We start from the raw sequence: 19,152 nt of genomic DNA, 5'->3' as shown, positions 1-19,152 counted from the left end.
ACTCCATGTCCAACGCTTACGCCCGCACCCTGTTCAGTATCGCCGCCGGCTTCAACATCCTGGCGGGCCTGCCCTTGCTGGTGGCCACGCAGCCGGTGGCCCAACTGATGGGCTTGCAGATGACCCCGACCACGGGCCTGTTCATCCAGATCACCATGATCGTGGTGCTGATGTTCGGCTGGGCCTACTGGATGATCAGCCGCGACCCGGTGCGCTATCGCCCCTACATCGTGCTGGGGATCGCGCTGAAGATCCTCGTGGTCGCAGTCATCACCAGCCACTGGCTGGTGGGCACCATTGCCTGGCCGCTGCCGGCACTGGCGGCGAGCGACATCGTCTTTGCCCTGCTGTTCTGGCGCTACCTGAGCAGCACCCGTTCGGCGCAAGCCCTCTCGCCATTGCACTGATTGAAGACCGCGCGCATCGCCCACCCCCCTCGTCGCCGGGGGGGTAATTTCTGCCCGCTCCCGCACGATGCCACTCAGAACATCCACCTGCCGCCAACGGCCCATCCGAGGAGCACCACCATGCTGTATGAAAGCATCGATACCGCCGCCATCAACGCCGACGACCTGCCCTGGGTGCCTTTCGCGCCTTACAACGACGAGGTGTTCATCAAGTACATCAAGTGCGATCCGGTGCGTGGCGAGGTCATTACCCTGCTCAAGGCACCCGCCAGCATGACCCTGCCCAAGCACCACCACTCCGGCACCGTGATCGTCTACACCATCAAGGGTGGCTGGAAGTACCTCGAACACGACTGGATCTCCACCGAAGGTGGCGTGGTGTTCGAGACGGCCGCCACCAGCCATACGCCCATCGGCCTGCCCGAGCACGGCGACGAGGTGATCACGTTCAACGTCACCCTGGGCGATCTGATGTACATGGACGAAAACGACAACATCGTCGCCATCGAGAACTGGAAGACCAGCGTGCAGCGCTACCTGGCCTACTGCGAGGCCAACGACATCCAGCCCAAGGACATCACCAGTTTCTCGGTCTGACCGACGCCCGGCGCCCCTCCCCGAGAGGGGCGCCCCACTCACTCCGCCAACTACAAGAACAGGAGTCTTCCATGATTCAGAAGTTTGCGCGCACCGGGCATTTCTCGCTGAAGGTGAGCATGCTGCTGGCGAGCTCCGTCGCCTGCGCCCAGGACACCCTGCCCTTCGCGCCGACGCCTTCGGCCAGCACCGCCGGGCCGACCCTGCAGGATTCCCATCACCAGAAGCGCCAGGCCCAGTCCCATGTGCCGGCCGGTGCACCGAACATCCTGGTGATCATGCTCGATGACGCCGGCTTCGCCCAGGCCGACACGGTTGGCGGCGCCATCCACACCCCGACCCTGAGCCGGGTGGCCGACAGCGGTGTGCGCTACAACGCCTTCCATACCACCGCCATCAGCTCGGCCACCCGTGCCGCCCTGTTGACCGGACGCAATCACCACCGGGTCGGCAATGGCGTGATCGCCGAGCTGGCCACCGATTGGGACGGCTACACCGGCAAGATTCCCAAGAGTTCGGCGACCATGGCCGAAGTACTCAAGCAATACGGCTACAGCACCGCCGCCTTCGGCAAATGGCACAACACACCGACGTCGGAAACCACCGCCGCCGGACCGTTCGACAGCTGGCCGACCGGCTATGGCTTTGAACACTTCTATGGCTTCATGGCCGGGGAAACCTCCCAGTACGAGCCGCGCCTGTATCTCAACACCACGCCGATCGAACCGCCTCGCGATCCCAAGTACCACCTCAGCGAAGACCTGGCCAACCGCGCGGTGAACTGGCTGCAGGACCACAAGACCTACGCCCCGGACAAACCCTTCTTCATGTATTGGGCCCCCGGTGCCGTGCACGGCCCGCACCAGGTCAACGCCCAATGGGCCGATAAGTACAAGGGCAAGTTCGACGCTGGCTGGGATGCGTATCGCGAGCAGACCTTCGCCCGCCAGAAAGCCATGGGCTTCATTCCCAAGGACGCCAAGCTGACCCCGCGCCCCGCCGAACTGCCGGCCTGGGACAGCCTCGACGCCGGGCAAAAGCAATACCAGGCGCGCCTGATGGAGGTTTACGCAGGCTTCCTCGAGCATGCCGATACCCAGGCCGGGAAGATCCTCGACGAGCTGGAGCTGGAGGGTAAACGCGACAACACCCTGATTTTCTATGTGCTCGGCGACAACGGGGCCTCGGCCGAAGGCATGGAAGGCACCATCAACGAACTGCTGGCGCAGAACGGCATTCCGGTGCCCAAGGAGCAGCAGCTCAAAGTGCTCAACGGCAGCTACGGTGGCCTGTCAGCCCTCGGCGGCCCGAAACTCGAGAGCATGTACAACGCCGCCTGGGCCTGGGCGGGTTCAGGCCCCTTTATCGGGACCAAACTGGTGGCGGGCTACTTCGGCGGCACGCGCACGCCGATGGCGGTCTCCTGGCCCAAGCAGATCAAGGCCGATGCCAAGGTCCGCGGGCAGTTTCACCACGTCAACGACATTGTCCCGACGGTCTACGACCTCCTCGATATCAGCGCGCCCAAGGTGGTCAACGGCGTCGAGCAGGACCCGATGGACGGCGTCAGCCTGCGCTACACCTTTGCCGACGCCGATGCAAAGTCGCGCAAGCCCCCGCAGTATTTCGAAGTGCTCGGCAGCCGTGGCATCTACAAGGACGGCTGGATCGCCTCGGTATTCGGCCCGCGCAAACCCTGGGTGCAAGGGTTTGCCCAGTTCATGGGCTGGAACCCGGACAACGACCAGTGGGCACTGTATGACCTTGGCAACGACTACTCGCAAGCCACGGACGTGGCGGCCAGTCACCCGGAAAAACTCGCTGAGCTGAAGGCCGAGTTCGATACCCAGGCCAAGGCCAACAACGTCTACCCGATCGGCGCCGGTCTGTTTCCCTTCATGAACCCGGATGTACGCCCGGGTACCGACAAACATGAATGGAACTTCAGCGATCGCACCCAGCGCTTCCCGGAGTTCACCGCCCCCAACCTGCGCAGCCGCAACAACCGGGTACTGGTGACGGCCGACGTGCCGGCCAAGGCCAGTGGCGTGCTGTATGCCATGGGCGGGATCGGTGGCGGTGTCAGCCTGTACCTGGACGATGGTTATCTGGTCTACGAGTACAACGCCCTGGCCATTGCCCGGGTCAAGCTGCGCTCGACCGAACGCGTGCCGGCCGGTAAAGCCAACATCGAAGTGTTGACCCAAATGAGCACGACCAAACTGGGCGCGCCGGCCAACCTCAGCCTGCGTCTGGAGGGACAAGAAGTCGCCAGCGGCGTGACGCCGTTCACCCCGGCATTCACCTTCACCGCCAGCGAAACCTTTGACGTGGCCCAGGACCTCGGCTCGCCGGTCGCCCTGGATTACTTCGACCGCGCGCCGTTCGCTTTCAACGGCAAGGTCGACGACGTGCATGTCGCTTACTTGCCCTGAACCCTTGCCCTGCCCAGGAGATTTCCATGGCCACCACCGAACTTAAAAACAAGAACGTCCTGATCACTGGCGCCGCTTCCGGCATCGGTCGCGCCGCGGCGCTGGCATTCGCCCGCCGTGGCGCCCGGATCATTGCCACCGACATCAATCTCGTTGCGCTCAGGCAGGTGCAAATGGACGTCGAAGCCCTCGGTTCCCGCTGCACCATCCATCAGCTCGATGTCTCCAGCAGCGAAGCCGTGCGGGAGCTGGCCGAGAAGCTCCATGCCTCGCTCGGGGCGCTCGACGTGCTGATCAACAACGCCGGCATCGGTTACCTGGGCCAGTTCCTGCAAAGCGACCTGGCCCACTGGCAGCGGGTGCTGGACATCAACGTGATGGGGGTGGTGCATGGCTGCTATCACTTCATCCCGCAGATGCTCAAGGCCGGCGGGCCGCGCCATGTGCTGAACGTGGCGTCGGCGGCCGGCCTGTACCCGTCGCCGACGATGGCGGCCTATGCCGCCTCCAAACATGCGGTGTTCGGGTTCAACGAAGTGCTGAAGATGGAGTTGGCCGCCAGCGATATCTGCGTAACCACGGTGTGTCCCGGCATCATCAATACGCCGATCACCCATGCCCGCAGCAACGTCTCGCCCTCGGTCGACGAAGCCCAGCTCACGCGACTGCACAAATACTATCAGACCAAGGGCTGCGGGCCTGAGGTGGTTGCCGAAGGCATGGTCCGCGCGGTGCAAAAGAGCCAGGACCTGTTGCTGGTCGGGCCCTTTGCGAAGGTGCTGTATCACCTGCGTCGCCTGTCCCTGGGTTTGTTGCGTCGCTTCGTGCTGAACGATGCACGCAAGGTCGGGTTCCTCTGATGGCGAGCGCTTCTACTGTCGTGCAAGGGTTGCACTTGATGGCCAAGCCGGTCGGTCCGATCTGCAACCTCGATTGCAGCTACTGCTTCTACCTGGAAAAGGAGCAGTTGTACCCGCCCAGAGAGCGCTTTCGCATGTCCGACGAGGTGTTGCGCGCGTACATCCAGGGTTACATCGCCGCGCAACCCAGCCCCGAAGTGGAGTTCACCTGGCAAGGCGGCGAGCCGACCTTGCTGGGTCTGGATTTTTTCCAGCGGGCGGTGGCCTGTCAGCGCGAGTTTGGCGCTGGCAAGGTCATCCGCAATACCCTGCAAACCAACGGCACCCTGCTCGATGACCAGTGGTGTGCCTTTCTTGCCCGCGAGGGGTTCATGGTCGGCCTGAGCCTCGACGGGCCGCGTGAAGTCCACGACCTCTACCGACCGGACAAGCGTGGCCGCTCCAGTTTCGATGCGGTCATGGCTGGCCTGGGCCTGCTGAAGAAACACGGGGTGCCGTTCAACGTGCTGGTCACCGTGGCCCGCGACGTGGCGAACCATCCGCTGGAAATCTATGGTTTCCTCAAGGCCCAGGGCGTGCGGCATATCCAGTTCAACCCGGTGGTCGAACGCCTTCCGGGCGCAGCGGACGTCAAGCAGGGCTTGAGCTTCGCCACACCGCCGGAACTGCGCCTGCATGCCGTGGACGAACCCGGGGTGGTCACGGCGCAGAGTGTCGAACCCGAGCGCTATGGCGATTTTCTCATCGCCATCTTCAACGAATGGGTACGCCATGACGTCGGCGACATCCATGTGATGAATTTCGAATGGGCGCTGGCGGCCTGGTGCCAGCTGGCGCCTTCGGTCTGCCTGTTCAGCCCGCGCTGCGGCAAGGCAGCGATCGTCGAACATGACGGCAGCGTCTACTCCTGCGACCACTTCATGTACCCGGAGTATCGCCTGGGCAATCTCAACGAAGATGACCCGGCCGCCCTGCTTGCCTCCCCGGCCCAGCAGGCGTTCGGCGCGGCCAAGGAAACCACGTTGCCGACTTTGTGCCGGCAATGCGACTACCGCTTCGCCTGCCATGGCGAATGCCCGAAAAACCGGTTCATGACCGCGCCCAACGGCGAACCCGGACTGAACTACCTGTGCCCCGCCTACAAGAAATACTTCCGCCACCTGACGCCCTACATGAACGCCATGGCCCAGTTGATCAGCCATGACCAGCCCGCTTCGTTGATCATGCAGGCGTTCGACGGCCCGCTGATCGTGCCGCTCAAGCCGGTGCGGTAATGAGTTGGGGTTCTGTGGGAGCGGGCTTGCCCGCGAAGGCAGCCTGACAGGCGACCCGGGATGTACACCCTCAAAACATTTGTCGCCTGACACTCAGTCATCGCAGGCAAGCCAGCTCCCACAGAGTCCGGGTATATCCGCCAAATTCAGGTCGGCTGGCAGACCGCCTTCGCGAGCAGGCTCGATCCTACATTGGAACCGCAGACAGGCCCGCAACCAGGTCGGCTTTCAGGCCGTCTCGTTTTGGCTTTTGATCTTCCTGCCCCTCGTGAGGCTTCGTTCCGGTTCTGCGTAGTGGGCACCTCGGCATGGATGGCCGAGGGCGGTGGGCTCTGTAGGAGCGAGCCTGCTCGCGAAAGACCTGAGAGCACCGCGGGGTGTCAGGTTCCCCGCATCATCGTTGACCTCCATCGCGAGCAAGCTCGCTCCTACAGGCCAGGCGGCGTTCCGTTTTCCCAAGTGACCCGTCGTAACGGCAGCACCCTAAGTGGCCGTTACCGCAGAAACGGATATGTACACCCTCAATACATCCACCGCCTGACACACAGTCTTCGCGAGCAGGCTCGCTCCCGCAGTGGGCTCGCCGACAGATCAGCGAGCCTTCCTGAGCAAGAAGTGCGACAACGCCGGTATCAGCACCAGCGCACCGATCATGTTCCAGATGAACATGAAGGTCAGCAGGATCCCCATATCCGCCTGGAACTTGATCGGCGACCAGGCCCAGGTGATGACGCCCGCCGCCAGGGTGATGCCCACCAGAGCGACCACCTTGCCGGTGAACGCCACCGAGTTCTTGTAAGCCTCGGTCAACGACAGGCCGGCTCGCTGCTGGGCCAGTTGCACACTGAGCAGGTACAGCGCGTAATCCACGCCGATCCCCACGCCCAGGGCGATCACTGGCAGCGTGGCCACTTTAACGCCCATGCCAAGACAGACCATCAATGCCTCACAGAGCACTGACGTCAGCATCAACGGCACCACCGCCACCACGACCGCGCGCCAGCTGCGAAAGGTGATGAAGCACAGCACGATCACCGCGCCATACACGTACACCAGCATGGTGCGGTTGGCCTCGCGGACCACGATGTTGGTCGCCGCTTCGATCCCGGCACTGCCGGCGGCGAGCATGAACTGGCGTTCACCATTGCTGTGTTCGCGAGCGAAAGCCCCGGCGACACTGACCACATGCTCGAGGGTCTGTGCCTTGTGGTCAGCCAGGTAGGCCACCACCGGCATCATCGAGCAGTCGCTGTTGAACAGTTCAGGGTTGTTCACCGAGGCCTGTTGCGCGCCATAGTTGAGTACGTCCTGATTGCGCGCGATGGTCAGCATCTTCGGGTTGCCTTCATAGGAACCCGCGGTGATCTGCCGTACGGCGTTGACCAGCGACACGGTGGTCTGAACCCCCGGCTGCTGTTGCAACAGCCAGCCGAGACGGTCGGCCTCGACCAGGGTCTCGTACTTCAGGCAACCTTCGCTCGCGGTCTTGACCATCACGGCGAACTGGTCGCTGGACAGCGAGTAATTGTCGGTGATGTAGGCGTTGTCGCGATTGTAGCGGGAGTCTGCGCGCAGCTCGGGCGCGCCGGGATCGAGGTCGCCGATCTGCAGCTGGGTGCTGACCATGAACCCGCCCACCGCCAGCAGCCCGGCGACGATCACTGCGACTGTGGCCCAGCGGCGCTCGGTGAAGCGGTCGAGCAGGCTCCACAGGTTGCCCAGGCCCTTGCCGTGCAGTTCCTTGTGTTCCTGACGCAGGCTGCGCGCCGCTGCCTTGCGACTGACACCGCAATACGACAACAGCACCGGCAATAGCACCAGATTGGTGAAGATCAACACCGCCACACCGATGCTGGCAGTGACGGCCAGGTCCTGGATCACCGGGATGTCGATCAGCATCAGCACGGCAAAGCCGACCGCATCGGCGAGCAAGGCCGTGAGCCCCGCGAGGAACAGGCGGCGGAAGGTGTAGCGCGCCGCGACCAGTTGGTGTGTGCCGCGCCCCACATCCTGCATGATGCCGTTCATTTTCTGCGCACCGTGGGACACGCCGATGGCGAACACCAGGAACGGCACCAGGATCGAAAACGGGTCGAGCGCATAGCCCATCAGCGCAACCAGACCCAGTTGCCAGGCCACGGCGATCACCGAGCAGAGAATCACCAGCGTGGTGCTGCGCACGCAGCGGGTGAAGAAATAGATGATCGACGTGGCGATCAGCGCAGCAGCGCCAAAGTACATCATCACCAGCACCAGGCCGTCGATCAGGTCGCCGACCAGCTTGGCGAAACCGATCACGCGGACCTTGATCGGGCCCTTGCCCTCCTCGCCCCGGGCATGGGCATCGCTGCCGCCGGCGAACTCGTACTTGTTGCGCAACTGTTCTTCGAGAACCCGCGAGAAAGCGTGGTAGTCGATGGCCTGGCCGGTGACCGGATCTTTCTCCAGCAGGGGCACGAAAATCATGCTCGACTTGAAGTTGTTGCCCACCAGGCTGCCGACGATGCCGGATCGGGCAATGTTCAAGCGCAGCTGCTCGACGCCCTTGGCCGAGCCGTCGTAGGCATCGGGCATCACCGGCCCGCCGCGAAAACCCTCTTCGGTCACTTCGGTCCAGCGCACCGCCGGCGTCCACAGCGACTTGACCCAGGCACGGTCCACACCCGGGGTCACGAACAGGGTGTCGTTGATCTGCTTGAGCACATCGAGGTATTGCGGGTCGAAGATATCGCCTTCGGTGTTTTCCACCACCACCCGCACCGCATTGCCGAGCCCGCGCAAGGACTGGCGGTTTTCCAGGTAGTTCTGAATGAACGGCTGGCTTTGCGGCAGCATTTTTTCGAAGCTGGCAGTCAGGCTCAGGCGAGTGGCTGCGAAGTAACCGAGCAGCACGGTGATCACCAGGCAACTCAGCACCACCAGCAGGCGGTTGTTGAAGATCAAGCGTTCGAGCAGGTTGCCGGAACGGGCGTCGAAGCCCTTGAGCTCCCGCACCACCGGCATTGTATCGAGTTCGTAGGTACCCATATCGTGTCTTGTCTCTTTTGTTGTACGCAGGTGGGCTTATTCGAGGGGTAGCTGGCGAAGACCGCGGGCGCCGGCCAGTACCAGTGCACCAGCCGTTGTCACTTGCGCCGCGGCCACCGGCGCCAGGCCGTTTTTCGCCTGCAGCTTGAAACTTGCGCCGTCGTCGTTGCTGACCAGGACATGGCCGGCCTGGCTCAGCAGGATGATCCGGCCGTCCGCAGTGACCGTGCCGGCGGTGATGCTCAGGGGCAGGCCAAGCTCGACCTGGTTCCAGTGGGCGCCGCCATCGACGCTGCGGTAGGCGTTGCCGCGCAGGCCGAACACCAGCACTGCGCCGGGCTTGCCGACAATGCCGAAAAAACTGCCGTTGTAGGGCGTGGGGGTGGCCTTGAAACGCTCGCTGGCCGGATCGAACTTGAGCACCAGGCCCTGCTCGCCGACAACGAACAGTTCATTGCCGGCCGGGCGCAAGGCATACAGGTTCAAGGCACTGGGGTTGTCGGTCCGGTCCAGCCACGGCGTCCAGCTGCGGCCAGCATTGTCGGTACGGAAAATCAGGTTGAAGGCGCCGACGATGTAACCGACCTGGTCATTCTCGAACCACACATCGAGGAACGGCTTGTCGGCGCCCTCTTCGAACATACGCTGGGCATCGGCCAACAAGCCGGCGACTGCCTCGTCGTCCGGCCGAGCCGCAGCCTGCTTGCGGTAATAGGCGAGCAGGGTCGAGCCGACGTCGCGGCCGTCGAATTGACGGCTCCAGCTTTCGCCCGCGTCGCTGCTGTGCAACACCACGCCGTCATGGCCGACGGCCCAGCCCTGGGACGGACTGGGGAAATGCACGGCCACCAGGTCAGAGCTGACCGGTACCCTGGCTTGACGCCATTGCAGGCCTGCATCGTCCGAATAGAAAATGTGGCCGCGCTGGCCGACCGCGACCAGGCGCCCGCCGGCACTGGCCAGTCCCGTGAAAATGCCATGCAGCGCCTTGTCGGTCTGCAACGCCGGCCGGTCGAGAGTATCGGCGAAATTCGCCGCCACCACGGCACGGGTGAAAGGCAAGGCCAACGCGGCACCCAGTGCAATGAGCACTATCCATCTGATTTTATTCATCGCTGTTTCCCGGATAAAAAAAGCCACCGGAAGAGGTGTGGCCTCTCCCCGATGGCAAATACCACATGGAGTCCTGTCAGCGGATTCCGGCACCGGCCAGGGATTCCGGAGCCCACTGGGCCTTGGAGAGTGGCTCGATGTACTTCACACCACCGTACGGCCCGTACATCCCGGTAATGTTGTAGCTACCGGTGACGAAGTCGTAGAACATATGGTTGTCCGAGTTCGGCGCCTGCACGTCGTAGCTGTAGGCCATGTGGGCAAAGGCGCCGCGGTACAGCTTGCCGCTGGCGTCGTATTCGTCCGAAGCCAGGGCAATCCAGCTGTCCTCATCGAGGTAGAAGGTGCGCTTGCTGTAGATGTGGCGCTTGCCCGGCTTCAGGGTCGCTTCCACGACCCACACTCGGTGCAGTTCCCAGCGCATCAGGTCGGGATTGACGTGGTTCGGAGTGGTCACGTCCGCAGCCACCTTGTGGTAGTTCAACTTGTAGGTGTTGTACGGGACGTACATTTCCTTCTTGCCCACCAGCTTGAAGTCGTAACGGTCCAGGGCACCGTTGAACACCCAGGAATCGTCATAGGTCGAGCTGCCCGCCGACCCCGGGTTCGGCGTGTCGTAGGCGATGTCCGGCGCCAGCTTCACCCGGCGTTGTCCCGGCAGGTACTGCCAGCCACGACGGCCTTGCTTGAGCGGGTTGACCGCATCGACCACCAGGATGGCTTCACCGGCACGGCGTGCCGGGCCCTGGTAATACAGCTTGGTCTTGAAGAACACGTCGCTCTCGTTGGCCGCCGTGGTACGGGCCGGGTCGTACAGCGGGTACTCGATGTAGGCGTTGCCGGTGGTGGCCAGGGTCGCCCTGCCCGAGGAATCGACGTTCCAGGAATCGTACTTGGAGTTCAGCGCAAAGCCCTGATAGCGCAGCAAGTGGTTCCACATGGCTTCATAGCCATCGGCAGGGATCGGGAACGGCACGCCGGGCAACGCATTGTCCAGGGCGACTCCACCCTCGGTGGTTTTGGTCCCGACCGCGTTTTTCGCCGTGTTATCCAGCAATCGCTGAGGCATGGCCACGGTACGGTGGGTCGGGTAGACATCGACGCGAAACGACGGGAAGCGCTTGAGCAGTTCCTGGGTCGAGGCTGTCATCTTGCCGGCGTACTGGGCAGCATTACCGGCGTTGATCACCGTCAGCGGCTTTTCACTTTCGAAGGGGTCGGGTCGAAACGAACTGCCCGCCTGGTAGCTGGCCGGGGCCTGGATCAGGCCACCGGTATAGGCCGGGATGCTGCCGTCGGCATTGCCGGCTTTTTCGGCGCCGACGCCGGTCAATGTGCTGCCAAGCCGGGCGGCCTGGTCGGAAGATACGGCCGCGTGGGCGGCACCGGTCACCGCCAGCGCAAGGGCTGCGGCCAATACGGATTGGGCAAGTTTCATGGGGTCTCTCCTGTTGCCTGGCAACGTTCGATCAAATAGTCGTTTTGAAGGTGAAGGTGACCATGCCGCGATCCTTGAGCTGGGCCGATGTACCGCCAAAGGCAGTGGCCTGCCCCGGGGTGCAGTTGTACTGACCATTGGCGCCGGGTGCGGCACCCTCTCCCTGGCTGCCGGCGTTGCCGGCGCGGTCGCAGGTATCGAACGAACCGAAGTTGTCCACGTACTTCAGGTCGAAGCGATATTGGTTGTGCACGTCCATGCCAACGCCGATCGAATAGCTTCCGGAGTCTTCGTTGCCCCCCATCTGGACGGCGGAGTTGCCATTGAGGCCGACGTTGTAGGTGGCCGGCATGTAGAAATCGATGCCGGGGAAAACCTGATACCAGGTCGGGTTGAAGTTGACGCCGATGACGTAGTTGTCCTTGCTGACCTTGTCCACGCCGCGGTACCAGTCCTCGCCCTTGAACAGCTGCTTGTTGTCGGTCACATCCAGCCAGCGGCTGTAGCCCAGCTCCACCAGCAGCGAGGCGCTGTCCCACACCGGCGTGTCGGCGAAGGTGGTCAGGCCGTTGAGCACCGCATGCACGGTGTTGCCTCGGGCCACGCCGTTGTTGCCATCGAAACTGCCGATGAATCCGGGCAGCCCGGCGGCGGCCGCGGCCGGGCTGACGGTGGCGGCGACACTGGCCAGCGGCATGTTCTCGCGGTAGTTGAGGTCGAAACCGACGCTGACCCCGGCGATGCTCTTGGACAGGCTGATGCCGTAGATATCGATATCATCGACGTAGAACTGGTTGTAGCTGCCGATGTTGCCCGAGATCAGCTGCGCCGGGCCGACAGCCGTCGGCTGCAGGACCAGGTTGGGCAGGATGTCCGAGGTGTTGCGGTAGTAGAAGCCCAGGGTCCCGTCCAGCCATTGCGGGCTCCACTTGGCCATCAGGCCGAAGTCGCCGTGATTGTCCGGGGTGAAGGTGTGGCCGTTGGTCAGCCGCAGGAATTCATTGGCGCCGATGGGGCCCGGAGCACCGAAGAGTGGATTGCGTCCACCGATCAGCGACAGGTTGTGCCCGCCACTCTGGATGCCGTCGTTGAACCCCAGGTAGGTACCCGATTCAGGCAGGCGCGAGGCGTCCCAACCGAGGAAGTACTGGGCGCTCAGGGTCAGCTCCGGGCCAAAGGTCAGGCTGCTGGACAACTGGTTGCGCGGGATGAACAGCTCCTTGGCCTCGGTGCCCGGCACTGTCAGCCCCTTGGTGATGTCCAGGCCCGACTGGCCATAACTGTTGCCGTGGGCGAAGGCCAGGATGCTTTCGCCCCAGTACTGGGTATGGCTGCCCAGCTTGGCGCTGAGCAGGGTTTCGTCACCGATCTCGGTGCTGCCAAACACGAAGGCATCGAGGATTTCCGCAGACGGTCCGTTGTAGTAGCGGTCGGCATAACCGCTGATATGGCGTGAGTCCGGTACGCCGTTGTTGAGCTGGTTGGTCGAGGCGTTGGCACTGCCGACATTGTCATAGGCATGGTCGTACCAGCTGTTGGCACTGACGCGAAAGCCGGCCTTTTGCTTGTAGACCACGTCCAGTTCCGAGAGCACGTCCAGGCGCTGGGACACTGCACTGCCCGACGAGAAGTTGCGGTTGCCATCATTGTTGTTCCAGCTGTTGGCCAGCTTGCTGTTGGCACTTTCCACGCGCTGGCCGTAGTTGAGCTTGAAGGTGTTGTCGAAACGCACCGACAGGTCTTCGTTGCCCGTATCGATTTCCAGGGCTTGCGCGGGCGCGATGCCCATCCCGGCCAGGATTGCTGTAGCCAAAAGCCCTCGACGCAGGTTTGCATGGCAGATCTTATTGTTGTTGTTCATCTAACGGGCTCACCTTCTCTGTGGTTCATGAAAACGCATTGAAACGGCACTGCGACGCTGTCCTTAGGTGCGCTGCAGGATGGTTACCGATACCGAACGACCCAGCGCCGTGTTATGCGCAAGTGCCGTCCGGACACCGTTGTCGTGCCTGGACGGCGCCGTGCCGCGCAACTGCCAGACCAATTCAGTGATTTGCGCCAGCCCCGTTGCTCCCGGGGCATGGCCGCGACCGAGCAATCCGCCGGAGGAGCAGACATCGACCGGGGTGCCGCGGCTGTTGCGCCGTTCGCGCACGAAGCCGTCGATACCTTCCTCCCGGCACAATCCCAGGGCGGCGCTGTACACCATGAAGTCGCCGACGCTCTGGTCATGCAGCTCCACGGCCTCAATCTCGTCGGCACCGATACCGGCGTGCTCATACGCCAGTTGCGCAACCCGCCGGGTCGTGGCGCGCCCCAGCACATCGAGCACACAGCCGGACTCCTGCTCGGAGGCCAGGTCGCTACCGCGCACACAGGCCCTGACGGCCACCCCACCGCGGGCGCCGTAGCGGGCCAGGAAACCCGGGGTACACAGCAGCACCGCCGCCGCCCCGCTCGCCGGCGGGCAAAGGTAACGAGCCCGCCAGCCATCGAGTGCCGTGCAGCGATTGAGCACGGCCATCGGGTTGAGCATGGCCTTGTTCCGGGCCTGGCTGAGGACCTGCTCGAAGCTGCTCTGGGCCACGCCCATGCGGGTCAGCAACCAACTGGTCTGGGCCGCGAACAGCGCGGCCGGATGCTCGCGCCGGGCAAAATGAGCCTGGCAGGCATCGGGCTGGCCGAGGCCGTCCCAGGCCTGCGGCGCGCTATCGTCCAGACCAAAGAAGGCGCGGTGGGTAACGTTCGCCGGCATGCATTCGAAGCCCAGCGCCAATGCGCATTCGGCCTGACCGGACAACACGCTGTGACGCGCCAGCTGCAAGGCGCTGCTGGCTGCCGTGCAGCCGTCCGCGAGGGAAAACACCGGGACACCGGTCAGGCCGATCTGGGCCAGGACCTGCTCAGTGCAACCGACTGCGCTGCTGACGCAGGCACTGAACACCTGGTCGACCAGGTCATAGTCAATGCGTGCATCGTCGAGCGCCTGGCGAATCGCCCTGCCCGCCAACGCAGCGACACTGTCGCCTGCGCCCAGCGGGACGAACGCAGACATGCCCACCCCCGCAATCAGCACGCTTTGACTCATACGCCCTACCTCGTTAGTCGGCTGGAGCCGATCCTCTCTTGTCTTCGAGCAACGCTCGGCGAGCGGCAGATCCGCCGGGCCGGGTTGGTTCAAGTGAGGTCCAGACTATCGGTCAGGCGCGATCCAACCCCCCCATCGTCAGGGGGGGTGGAAGAACAAGGGAGGTAAAAAATATTTCCGGAGAACTGTAGGAGCCAGCTTGCTGGCGATGGACTCAAGCGCACCGCGTTTATCCAGTTGACACGCGTAATCGTTAACGACCATCGCTGGCAAGCCAGCTCCCACAGGAGACCGTGCCCACGCCGGAAAACTGTAGGAGCCAGCTTGCTGGCGATGGACTCAAGCGCGCCGCGTTTATCCAGTTGACACGCGTAATCGTTAACGACCATCGCTGGCAGGCCAGCTCCCACAGGGTACAAAGTGAGCAGCATTAGCCGTTGCGGCTCGGAAATAATGCGCGAGCAGAAGGCCCAGGTTTCAGCCCGCAGGATCGAGGATGCCAAGCATGTAGGCACGATCCACCACATGCTTGCGGGTGCCGGCCTGGAACTTGCCGAACAGGTTCTTCAAATGCCATTTCACGGTTTCTTCGCCGACATTCAGCGCCAGGGCAATCTGCTTGTTCGACAGGTTACGTGCGAGCAATTGCAAGACTTCGCGCTCCTTGGGTGTCAGCAACCGGCTGGGCGACACCGTGCTGGTCGCCAGTGGCGCCGGCGCGGGTGGTGGTGTGCCTTGCGCAGCGGTCGGAGGTACCTCGTGCCGGATCTTGCGCACCCATTTGAGCAATTGCGGGTGGGTGTCTTCGACAATTCGCCGCAGGCCGTTTTCCTCGGCCAGGCTGATCGCTTCATGCAGGCAGGCCAGGCCGTTGCCGCTCGACTCGTGGAGCGCCAATGCCTTGAGCAGTTTGATCTGCACGATTTCACGGCCGCGACGAATGTGCTCGGCTGTTTCGCCGGCACGCTCCAACAGCCCCAGCATCCCTTGCCAGTCACGTTGCACATGGGCGATATAGGCCTTGGCCAGCATCACCATCAAGGCCAGTTCCGGCCCGAGCAAGCCGGTTTGTTCACGCGCGACCTGCGGCACCTGGGCATCGAGCCGGCGCCCCAATGCCAGGCAGGTATCGGCCCGGCCTTGCAGCGCGTGCAGGCGAATCTGCTCGGCCAGGGCTGCAATGCAGAAACGCGCAATGCCGCGCTCTTCGCCGAGCACGAACAGCGCCTCGAGCAGGTCATAACCACGATGGCCCTGGCCCTGCAGGAACGCCAGGCGAGAGGCGGTGATAAAGCCCAATACAATCGCATCCGGAGAAGCCAGACGCTCGACCACGTCCAGACGGTTGGCCAGTACCGTGGCCGCTTCTTGCACCTGATCGCTCTCGAGCAACACCGTGGCCAGCCCGCTGGCCAGCATCACCGCCACCGGGCTGCGTCGACCGATATCCTGCTCGGCGCGTGCCAGGCTGTCGCGCAATGCCCTTTCGGCCGGCACCAGGCGGCCTTCGGACAGGTAGCTGAGGCCCACGACCCATTCGCCCAGACCGCGAATCGCATCCAGGCCGGAACTCCAGGCATACAAGGGGGCCCGCTGAAAGATCCGCCGGGCTTTTTCCGGCTGGCCCTGGAACAGTGCCAGCCGCGAGATATGGTTGGCGACCACGGCCTGCAACTTGATCTCGCCCGTCGGCAAGGCGTCCAGCCAAGGGGTCAACAGCGTCAACGTCTCGTCCGGCCGGTCGGCAAAATAGGCGGCCGTGGCAAGGATCATGTCCGCCTCGCAGCGTGTGCTGTCATCGGATGCCGGGTCCTGCCGGAGACCGGCGACCAAGCGCACCGCTTCCTCATGCCGATCGCTCATGGCCAGGGACCAGGCGGCCGCCAGGCACATGCGCGAGCGCGATTCGACCTCCTGCGCCGGCAGTTCCTCGACCCATTCCAGGACCCGGCTGAACTGCCCGCGCAACATGATTTCGTACAGGCATTGCTCGATCATCTGATACGCCTGGCGGGTGCGTCCGGCCAACAGATAATGACGAGCCGCCTGCTCCAGGAATTCATGGGCCTCGAGCCAGCTGGCCGCCCGCTCATGCAGGTCCAGGCGTCGGGTCTCGGGCAGAGTGGCAAAGCGCCCGAGCAGGAACTCCCGGGCCAGCGGGTGGATACGCACCCACTCACTGTCCACGCTTTCGACAAAAATCGGCGTCGCCACGCACAGCTCCTGCAAGCGCAAGCCGGCCTGATCGTCGCCGGTCAAGGCGATGCACAGTGACGGATGCAACATCTCCAGCAGCGCAATGCTGATCAGAAATTCAATCTGTTCGGCGGGCAGGTGGGCGATCAGGGTGTCGACGAAATAGCGTCGTATATCACCGGTCCCTGCCGACAGCTCTTCGACCGCCGCGACCACGCTCGGGCTTTTTTCGATGGAAGCGATCGCCAGTTGCAGGCCCAGTGACCAGCCCTCGGTGGCTTCGTGCAAGCGTACGCACAGGTCCGGATCGATACGAAGGCCAAAGCGGCTGCTGAGGATCGCCACGGTTTCGTCCACCCGCAGGCGCAAGGCGTCCGTGCCGATGGCGACATAGAAGCCGCGGGCTTGCAGGTCGGCCACCTGCAGGTTCAAGCGCCCGCGCGAGGCCATGATGATGCGCAGGTTGGCCGGAGCATTGTGCAGCAGGTAGGCCAGGCAATGCCGTACGGTGGCTTCGGGCAGCCGGTCGACTTCGTCGAGCATCAGCACGATTTCGCCGCCCAGGTCCGCGACCTCGGCCAGCCAGTCGGTCAGCCCCTCCAGCTCGTCGCGCCGGGGCCCGGGCATGCGCTCCAGGAAACCGGCAAACGCTGCCCGGCCGCTGCCCACGGCCATGGCCGCGGCCAGCCCCCGGGCGAATCGCACGCCATCGTCATGCTCATCGAGCGTCAACCAGGCCACCACCGCCCCACGGGAAAGAAACTCCCGGCGCCATTGGGCCAGCAGAAATGTCTTGCCGAACCCCGCCGGGCCTTGCACGGCAATGGCCATCTTGTCCGCCAGGGCCGCAGAGTCGATGCTCAGCCGCTCACGCATGTGAGCGGTTTTCTGACTTCGCGGTGGCGTGGTCTTGAGGACCAGTTCCGGTGCAATGCGATCCATGGGGGGCCCTTTGGACTGGGGTACAAAGTAGCGCTGGTTATAAACGATAGTCCCGGAACTGTTCGCGCAATTTCATTTTTTGCACTTTACCCGTTGCGGTATAGGGCAGTGCGTCGACGAATGCCACCGCGTCGGGCAGCCACCACTTGGCCACGTGGTTCTGTAAAAAACCGAGCAACTCGTCCCGCGTCGCCAACATGCCCTGCTTGAGCACCACCACCAGCAGAGGCCGTTCCTGCCATTTGGGGTGGGGCACGCCGATGACCGCCGCTTGCGCCACCGCCGGGTGACCACAGGCGGCGTTTTCCAGGTCAATGGAGGAAATCCATTCGCCGCCGGACTTGATCACATCCTTGGCCCGATCGGTGATCTGCATGTAGCCATCCGGGTCGATGGTTGCGATATCGCCCGTGACCAGCCAACCCTGTTCATCCAGCAAGTCCCCGCCCTCGCCCCGGTAATACTGGCTGGCGATCCACGGCCCCTTGACCCGCAAATGGCCGGACGCCTTGCCGTCACGGGGCAGTTCGGCACCGTCTGCATCGACGATTTTGATCCTGACCCCGAACAACACCCGGCCCTGCTTGGCCTGCAGGTCGATGCGCTCGTCGAGCGAGGCGTCGCGGTGCTTGGGCAAGGCATTGCAAACCGTGCCCAAAGGTGACATCTCGGTCATCCCCCAGGCTTGCAGCACCCGGGCGCCAAAGCGCGTCTCGAAGGTTTGCACCAGGCTGCGCGGCGCCGCAGCCCCACCCATCACGACCCGGTTCAGGCACAGGTCCGCGGTCGGCATCAGCCCGGCGTTTTGCACATGCTGTTGCAGGCTCATCCACACCGTGGGCACGCCCAGGGCCAGGGTGACTCTTTCGCGCTGCATCAAATCATACAGGCTGGCCCCGTCGAGGTCCGCGCCGGGCAGGACCAGGCGCGCCCCGCACATCGCCGCCGAATAGGGCATGCCCCAGGCGTTGACGTGGAACATGGGCACCACCAGCAGCGCCGTATCGGCCGAGGACAGGTTGAACCCGTCCGACGTGCAGGTGGCCATCGAATGCAGCAAGGTCGAGCGATGGGAGTACAACACCCCTTTCGGATTTCCGGTGGTGCCCGAGGTGTAGCACAGGGAGGCCGCCACGCGCTCATCCAGGCAGGGCCAGGCGAAGGTCTCGGGTTCATCGCCGATCAGGTCTTCGTAGCACAGCAGGTTGGGCACGACGATGGGCGGCATCTGGCTGCGTTCGGCCAGGGCGACGAACGCCTTGACCGTGGTCAGTCGTGGCGCAAGCTGCTCGATCAGGGCAGCGAACGACAGGTCGAAAAACAGGTACTGGTCTTCGGCATGGTTGGCGATGAACTCGATCTGCTCGGCAAACAGCCGCGGGTTTATGGTGTGCAGCACCGCGCCCATGCCCGAGACGCCATAGAACATTTCCATGTGCCGGTAGCCGTTCCAGGCCAGGGTGCCGACCCGCTCGCCGGGCTGCACACCGAGGTTCGTGAGAGCATTGGCCAGTTGTCTGGCACGCCGGCCGATGTCGGCGTACGTGCAGTGATGCACCGTGCCGTCCTGCAGGCGCGAGGCTATCTCGACCTGGGGGTGCGAGCACAGCGCATGCTCCAGTACCGAAGAAATGAGTAAGGGGTGATCCTGCATCAGACCCAGCATGGCAATCGCTCCGTTGTGGTTTTTGTAAGGTTCGGGCGGTTGTATTCTGCGCAGGCTCCGGGCATTTATTTGATAAAACGTGCCAATCATTTGATACTTCGCGCCATTC

The 19,152-nt window shown here is 63.4% G+C and carries 12 protein-coding genes and 1 pseudogene; 5 read left to right on the top strand and 8 right to left on the bottom strand.

Annotated elements, in window-relative coordinates:
• Nucleotides 1-5: 5 nt before the first annotated feature.
• The 5 genes from PPUTUW4_RS13195 to PPUTUW4_RS13175 all read left to right on the top strand — a co-directional run bounded on the left by PPUTUW4_RS13195 (nt 6) and on the right by PPUTUW4_RS13175 (nt 5,573).
• A complete protein-coding gene (locus PPUTUW4_RS13195; protein ID WP_015095101.1) occupies nt 6-407 on the top strand; it encodes a hypothetical protein in 402 nt (133 codons plus the stop codon).
• A gap of 120 nt (nt 408-527) precedes the next feature.
• On the top strand, nt 528-1,004 hold the full coding sequence (locus tag PPUTUW4_RS13190; RefSeq protein ID WP_007998330.1) for a 2,4'-dihydroxyacetophenone dioxygenase family protein: 477 nt from the start codon (nt 528-530) through the stop codon (nt 1,002-1,004).
• A 71-nt stretch (nt 1,005-1,075) separates the two neighbouring features.
• Nucleotides 1,076-3,439: an arylsulfatase gene (locus tag PPUTUW4_RS13185; protein ID WP_015095100.1), complete on the top strand. Its 2,364-nt coding sequence runs from the start codon at nt 1,076-1,078 to the stop codon at nt 3,437-3,439.
• A gap of 26 nt (nt 3,440-3,465) precedes the next feature.
• Entirely contained in the window at nt 3,466-4,299 is an 834-nt protein-coding gene (locus tag PPUTUW4_RS13180; RefSeq protein WP_015095099.1) for an SDR family NAD(P)-dependent oxidoreductase, read from the top strand.
• The gene (locus tag PPUTUW4_RS13175; protein ID WP_015095098.1) at nt 4,299-5,573 is read left to right on the top strand and encodes an anaerobic sulfatase maturase; all 1,275 of its coding nucleotides are present in this window, start codon (nt 4,299-4,301) and stop codon (nt 5,571-5,573) included. The genes PPUTUW4_RS13180 and PPUTUW4_RS13175 overlap by 1 nt, the downstream gene beginning before the upstream one ends.
• A gap of 333 nt (nt 5,574-5,906) precedes the next feature.
• Here the strand turns inward: PPUTUW4_RS13175 and PPUTUW4_RS30620 are convergent.
• The 8 genes and pseudogenes from PPUTUW4_RS30620 to PPUTUW4_RS13140 form a co-directional block, all read right to left on the bottom strand.
• Nucleotides 5,907-6,032, bottom strand: a pseudogene (locus tag PPUTUW4_RS30620) (outer membrane lipoprotein carrier protein LolA); the annotation flags it as partial.
• Nucleotides 6,033-6,164: 132 nt separating this feature from the next.
• Entirely contained in the window at nt 6,165-8,600 is a 2,436-nt protein-coding gene (locus tag PPUTUW4_RS13170) for an MMPL family transporter (protein WP_015095097.1), read from the bottom strand.
• Between the two features lie 36 nt (nt 8,601-8,636).
• Entirely contained in the window at nt 8,637-9,713 is a 1,077-nt protein-coding gene (locus PPUTUW4_RS13165; protein WP_015095096.1) for a YCF48-related protein, read from the bottom strand.
• Between the two features lie 76 nt (nt 9,714-9,789).
• A complete protein-coding gene (locus PPUTUW4_RS13160; RefSeq protein WP_015095095.1) occupies nt 9,790-11,151 on the bottom strand; it encodes a DUF1329 domain-containing protein in 1,362 nt (453 codons plus the stop codon).
• Nucleotides 11,152-11,182: 31 nt separating this feature from the next.
• Nucleotides 11,183-13,012 (bottom strand): DUF1302 domain-containing protein, encoded by a 1,830-nt coding sequence (locus PPUTUW4_RS13155; protein ID WP_015095094.1) that lies wholly within the window; start codon nt 13,010-13,012, stop codon nt 11,183-11,185.
• 63 nt (nt 13,013-13,075) lie between these two features.
• Nucleotides 13,076-14,239 (bottom strand): acetyl-CoA acetyltransferase, encoded by a 1,164-nt coding sequence (locus PPUTUW4_RS13150; protein WP_015095093.1) that lies wholly within the window; start codon nt 14,237-14,239, stop codon nt 13,076-13,078.
• Nucleotides 14,240-14,716: 477 nt separating this feature from the next.
• Nucleotides 14,717-17,377, bottom strand: coding sequence for a LuxR C-terminal-related transcriptional regulator (locus PPUTUW4_RS13145; protein ID WP_015095092.1), 2,661 nt, complete (start codon nt 17,375-17,377; stop codon nt 14,717-14,719).
• A gap of 37 nt (nt 17,378-17,414) precedes the next feature.
• Nucleotides 17,415-19,043: a 3-(methylthio)propionyl-CoA ligase gene (locus tag PPUTUW4_RS13140; RefSeq protein WP_015095091.1), complete on the bottom strand. Its 1,629-nt coding sequence runs from the start codon at nt 19,041-19,043 to the stop codon at nt 17,415-17,417.
• Nucleotides 19,044-19,152: the final 109 nt, after the last annotated feature.

The organism is Pseudomonas sp. UW4 (genome assembly GCF_000316175.1).
Lineage (GTDB): Bacteria > Pseudomonadota > Gammaproteobacteria > Pseudomonadales > Pseudomonadaceae > Aquipseudomonas > Aquipseudomonas laurylsulfatiphila.
This window is presented reverse-complemented; position numbering and strand designations above follow the sequence as displayed.

Excerpts from the sequence above, each read along its gene's own strand:
- PPUTUW4_RS13195 (WP_015095101.1), top strand. The coding sequence starts at position 6 with ATGTCCAACGCTTACGCCCGCACCCTGTTCAGTATCGCCGCCGGCTTC.
- PPUTUW4_RS13190 (WP_007998330.1), top strand. The coding sequence starts at position 528 with ATGCTGTATGAAAGCATCGATACCGCCGCCATCAACGCCGACGACCTG.
- PPUTUW4_RS13185 (WP_015095100.1), top strand. The coding sequence starts at position 1,076 with ATGATTCAGAAGTTTGCGCGCACCGGGCATTTCTCGCTGAAGGTGAGC.
- PPUTUW4_RS13180 (WP_015095099.1), top strand. The coding sequence starts at position 3,466 with ATGGCCACCACCGAACTTAAAAACAAGAACGTCCTGATCACTGGCGCC.
- PPUTUW4_RS13175 (WP_015095098.1), top strand. The coding sequence starts at position 4,299 with ATGGCGAGCGCTTCTACTGTCGTGCAAGGGTTGCACTTGATGGCCAAG.
- PPUTUW4_RS13170 (WP_015095097.1), bottom strand. The coding sequence starts at position 8,600 with ATGGGTACCTACGAACTCGATACAATGCCGGTGGTGCGGGAGCTCAAG.
- PPUTUW4_RS13165 (WP_015095096.1), bottom strand. The coding sequence starts at position 9,713 with ATGAATAAAATCAGATGGATAGTGCTCATTGCACTGGGTGCCGCGTTG.
- PPUTUW4_RS13160 (WP_015095095.1), bottom strand. The coding sequence starts at position 11,151 with ATGAAACTTGCCCAATCCGTATTGGCCGCAGCCCTTGCGCTGGCGGTG.
- PPUTUW4_RS13155 (WP_015095094.1), bottom strand. The coding sequence starts at position 13,012 with ATGAACAACAACAATAAGATCTGCCATGCAAACCTGCGTCGAGGGCTT.
- PPUTUW4_RS13150 (WP_015095093.1), bottom strand. The coding sequence starts at position 14,239 with ATGAGTCAAAGCGTGCTGATTGCGGGGGTGGGCATGTCTGCGTTCGTC.
- PPUTUW4_RS13145 (WP_015095092.1), bottom strand. The coding sequence starts at position 17,377 with ATGGATCGCATTGCACCGGAACTGGTCCTCAAGACCACGCCACCGCGA.
- PPUTUW4_RS13140 (WP_015095091.1), bottom strand. The coding sequence starts at position 19,043 with ATGCTGGGTCTGATGCAGGATCACCCCTTACTCATTTCTTCGGTACTG.